The organism is Alteromonas profundi, assembly GCF_010500865.1.
Taxonomy (GTDB): Bacteria; Pseudomonadota; Gammaproteobacteria; order Enterobacterales; family Alteromonadaceae; genus Alteromonas; species Alteromonas profundi.
In genome coordinates this window covers 1-4889 of record NZ_JAAAWN010000053.1, presented here as the reverse complement: position 1 = coordinate 4889, position 4889 = coordinate 1, and the positions used below count along the sequence as shown (strand labels likewise).

4 protein-coding genes are annotated in these 4889 nt (G+C 43.1%); all 4 read right to left on the bottom strand.

Features of this window, described 5'->3' with window-relative positions:
- Positions 1 to 246: 246 nt before the first annotated feature.
- A complete protein-coding gene (locus GTH32_RS18800) occupies positions 247 to 792 on the bottom strand; it encodes a hypothetical protein (protein ID WP_163088686.1) in 546 nt (181 codons plus the stop codon).
- Positions 793 to 929: 137 nt separating this feature from the next.
- Positions 930 to 1232, bottom strand: a complete 303-nt coding sequence (locus GTH32_RS18795; protein ID WP_163088684.1) for a DUF2004 domain-containing protein — start codon at positions 1230 to 1232, stop codon at positions 930 to 932.
- A 2253-nt stretch (positions 1233 to 3485) separates the two neighbouring features.
- Complete coding sequence (locus GTH32_RS18790) at positions 3486 to 3911, bottom strand: hypothetical protein (protein ID WP_163088682.1); 426 nt, start codon at positions 3909 to 3911, stop codon at positions 3486 to 3488.
- Positions 3912 to 4449: 538 nt separating this feature from the next.
- A complete protein-coding gene (locus GTH32_RS18785) occupies positions 4450 to 4746 on the bottom strand; it encodes a hypothetical protein (RefSeq protein WP_163088680.1) in 297 nt (98 codons plus the stop codon).
- Between the last annotated feature and the right edge of the window lie 143 nt (positions 4747 to 4889).

The following is a 4889-nucleotide window of genomic DNA, read 5'->3' as shown; positions in this document are numbered from 1 at the left end:
TTAGTTTGGGTTTCTAGGCTTGCTTCCATGTAAGTTAAAGAGACACCGTTATCCAAACTCTGATACAACCAAAACACGTTGGTTAGCAGGAGTAATATTGAAAGGATACTGATAACAACCTTGTTCACTGAGTTTCCTTTGTCTTATAACGCCCCAAGAAGGGGCAATAACACGTGGGCTATAATACGGAACGAAGTGACGGGAGCCCACGTGTTATTGTCCCGCTTACTTGGTTTGTTAGCTGCCTTACTGCATCTGAAGCAAATCATATTCTTGTGCAAATTTGCTAGCGCTTTCGTTGATTGAAGACATTAATTTAACGTTGTCTTTTACACTCGCTTTTTCTTCGCTCAATACGAATCGAGCAGTTTCAGTTAACTGGCACACATAATAATAAAGATTGACCAATTTTTTACCTATCAACTCTGATTCCGTTCTTGGGATTTCCGATAAGCAACTGTTGAACGAATCTATTGTTCCATAGTGCTCGATGTAAAGCTGCCTCATCGAGCTACTTAGATGCGGAAGAATTTCTGCGTAATACTTAGAAAAAATGTACGTCTTTATCTTTCCGGGTATTGGTAGCCCGATCACCTCTGGAGCTGAGAAATCTTTAGCAATAGTACACAACCTGTCTTTTAAATAATGCATATGGTTTAAATGATCTGACACCTCCTCCTTGAAAGCCTTTTTCTTTCTCCATACGATGAGGTAGTACTTTGCTACATCTGTTGCTTGACCCAATACGAATCCTATAAATAGAGTGGTAATAGCAATTTCAAATTTGCTCATAAAATCCCTTTGGTTCGACAGGCAGCTAACTTTTCGATAACGGGCGCAGGCACGTAGGGCATAATGGCGAAGCCGCCCTGCGTGTATGCGTCTCAGCGAACGAAGTGAGTGAGTTTATTGACTTGTTATGCGCCGTACTAACTTTCCATATCAATGTCTTCTAACTCTCCATTATCGGTATATTTGACGGAGATAACATAATCAGTAACGTCGTCTGGGAGCGTGAAATCGTAAACTTCTTCGTCGTCCCATTTATTCCTTAAAATTAATAAATCGATAACCTGATTTATTTCTGGAACTTCAACTCCGGTTTTCGCTTTCCAATAGCTAGAAGGCAGTTCTTCCAAATGATGACTAATAAATTCGTCGACGCTGCATTCACCAACTTCAGTTCCAACAGCATTCCTTATGTCTTGTAAAGCTTTTTGTTTATTACTCATATGCTTAATCCTTTAGGCGCATAACTTTTAAATAAGGGGCGCAGACAGGTGGGGCATAATGGCGAAGCCGCCCCGCGTGTATGCGTCCCAGCGAACGAAGTGAATGACTTAATTTTTTTGTTATATGCCATTTACATTTGCAGCTTGCTTTGCGATTTTAAAACAGCTTATGGCAAATACAATAAGTAAAGAAGCCTATGGTTGATGCTTATAAATACCGATTACGCCACCAACAAATAGAATAAGCCCGAACACTTTTAAGCCACTCGGAGATAACCTAGTTTGCTTTACCCGACCTAATAACAGCGCAACTCCCATGATGATGCAAGGTATACCGCATAGCAGGCCGACGAGCCCCAATATAGGGTTATTAGTAATGATCCATAGAATCGAACACAGACAACCAAGTACACATAAAACAATAGACACTGTCACTTTAATTAGAGGGTGAACTTCCTTTGAAAGGCCGTTTTCAAAATGCTGATTCATAATGGCATATAACGCTAAGCTTTGGGGCGCTAGCACGTGGGCTAAAATCCGAGCGAAGCGAGTCAGCCCACGTGTTGGCGTCCCAGCGACCGAAGGGAGTGCCAACAGCGTTTTGTTAGGCGTACAACTGAAAGTACGCAGCTTTGCTGCCACCACTAGCCAAATAGACCGCGTGTTTAAATAATTGAATTTAAGATAAAACAACCCTGAGCGAAATGCCAGATGTTAACGATATTGCTGGATAAAAGAGCGAGTTTAGAAGACTGGTGATGCAGAATGTTGGCGTTGCGGTGTTGATAAAAAGCGCGTTGCTAAAGTCGTTGAAACTACCGAAAAAGCAAGCCGTAAAGACAACCTAGCGAAACAACCTTGGCGCTGGAATGTCACGGTTGAACCCACATTTTTATGCTGTAAGTAAATGACGCCTAACTTTCCAATAACGGGCGCAGACGCGTGGGGCATAATGGCGAAGCCGCCCCGCGTGTATGCGTCCCAGCGAACGCAGTGAGTGTGTTGATTGGCTTGTTATGTATCGATGTTTGATACATCAATCTTTGCCCATTGCCTCAAGGTCTGGCTTCCTGAAAAAATAAAATGTAAACCCCAAGATTAAAACGATTTGTAGGCTTACGATTAGCCAAAACATAACGGGGTCATCAATTAAATAAGCGCGACCCGATTTGGTAATTACATAACCCTCTGAATAAGCCCTGTAAAGGCCATGTCCAACAAAAGCATAGCCCAAGATTAACCATATCCTAACTATAAAATGGACTATTTTTTTTTCTGTATTAGTAACGATGTTCATTTTTTTGCACGATACATAACTTTAAGCTAAGCGGCGCAGTTGCGTGGGGCATAATGGCGAAGCCGCCCCGCGTAAATGCGTCCGAACGACCGAAGGGAGTGGTCTTAAGCGCCTTGTTATAAGCAGAGCCAGTTCCTTTGGCCTAATTAAAAACTAATAAAGCCAGAATACGATTGATTGTTAAAGCAAACAAGCAAAATGCCAGTGCAGAGATGGTTTTGATTTGACTGAAGCAAGCTGCCATTTGAACTGTCAAACGCATTGGCGCTTGTTGACGTTGAATAATAACTTGGCGATAAAGCGCCTAATGCGCAACCTTTGAATTGAAAGCGGCGGATTTAAACCTACCACAAGTCAGAGCGATGCCAATGAAAACAGATGAGGGCAGTTGCACTGGGATTTGTATTAAGCCAAACGCAGTTTAGGCTGACGCCTTATAACTTTAAGCTAAGGGGCGCAGATACGTGGGGCATAATGGCGAAGCCGCCCCGCGTATAGGCGTCCCAGCGACCGCAGGGAGTGACTTAAGCGCTTTGTTAGAAGCCGAGCCTATTCCTTTGGCCTAATTAAAAACTGATTAAGTCAGCATACGATTGATTATTAACACAAACAAGTAAAACAACAGTGTAGTGATGCAGGTGATTTGACTGAAGCAAGCTGCCATTTGAGCTACCAAGTGCAATGGCGCTTGATAAATTGAATTAAGAACTTGGCGATAAAGCGCCTATTGCGCGACCTTTGAAGTTAATGCGGCGAAGTTAAAGCCACCAAAAGCCAGAGCGAAGTTGGGAACAACAGGTTAGGGTAGTTGAACTGCTATTTGTATTAAGCCAAATGCAGTTTAGGCTGACGCCTTCTAACTTTCCAATAACGGGCGCATACATGTGGGGCATAATGGCGAAGCCGCCCCGCGTGAATGCGTCCCAGCGAACGAAGTGAGAGGGTTAATTGGGTTGTTATACGTTTGACTGAACAAAAAACTGCCTCATGCCGGCGCTATAGAACACATAGTACGCCCAAACAACTATTATTACCCCACCTATTAAAACCCCAGTTAAAGAATAAAAAGTCATGAAGGCAATAATAGATGCCCAGTATAAAAAAGCACCAACACGGCCAGCCCAGTGTTTATTCACGGAAGCAAAGCAAATTGCAATGATTAGTATGCTAAATAACAAAAAGCCGGGCGCCATACCTGTTAACCAAAATTCTTGGTAAGTAAGGCTGCGCCCATTCAACGAATACTCTCCGTTTGGCCAAGGCCAGAAAGCAAAAAGCACCATCAGTGAATATGTAATTGAGTTGAGCATATGCTGAAACCGGAATAACTTTGGCATCCCTTTCGTTTCTTTGAATACTCTCATGAACTTCTTATAAATCAACCTTGATGCCTGCTCTACGTATAACTTTAAGCTAAGGGGCGCAGATACGTGGGGCATAATGGCGAAGCCGCCCCGCGTATAGGCGTCCCAGCGACCGAAGGGAGTGACTTAAGCGCTTTGTTAGAAGCAGAGCCTGTTCCCTTGGCCTTTTTAAAAACTAATAAAGTCAGAATACGATTGATTGTTAACACAAACAAGCAAAACGACTGTGCACAAATGTTTTTGATTTGGAAGAAGCTAGCCGCCATCTGAGCTATCGAGTGTAATGGCGCTTGCTGACTCAAAATAAGAACTTGTCAATAAAGCGCCTATTACACTACCTTTGAATTGAAAGCGGCGGATTTAAACCTACCACAAGCCAGAGCGATGCTAATGAAAACAGGAGAGGGCAGTTGCATTGGGATTTGTATTGAGCCAAACGCAGTTTAGGCTGACGCCTTATAACTTTTAAATAAGGGGCGCATGCGCGTGGGCTATAATGCGAAGCAGCCCACGTGTATGCGTCCCAGCGAACGAAGTGAGTGACTTAATTTTTTTGTTAGGTGCGTGTACTTTTAACCCGCTCAATTTTGTAGCCTGAAAATATTGGAAGGACAAAACCATACACACTTGCACAACAGAACAAAATGAAACTCATATTGCTAAGAATGACACTGTACCCCGCAATGCTCTGTAGAAGCACGATAACTATTGCTGGAAAAAGAGTACAACAAAAATATAAAGCAACGCGAACGACCTTGCCACTACGAGAACCTCTTCCTTTAAATAGCCATATTGAAGCAATAACGGTAGAAAGAACAAGCAAAACAAAAACGAAAAAAGCACCGCCAGCCATTATCTAACTCCAGAGCACATAACTTTTAAATAAGGGGCGCAGGCACGTAGGGCATAATGGCGAAGCCGCCCTGCGTGTTTGCGTCCCAGCCCGCGCAGCGGGCGTGCTTAATTTTTTTGTTATAAGCCATTTTAAATACAACC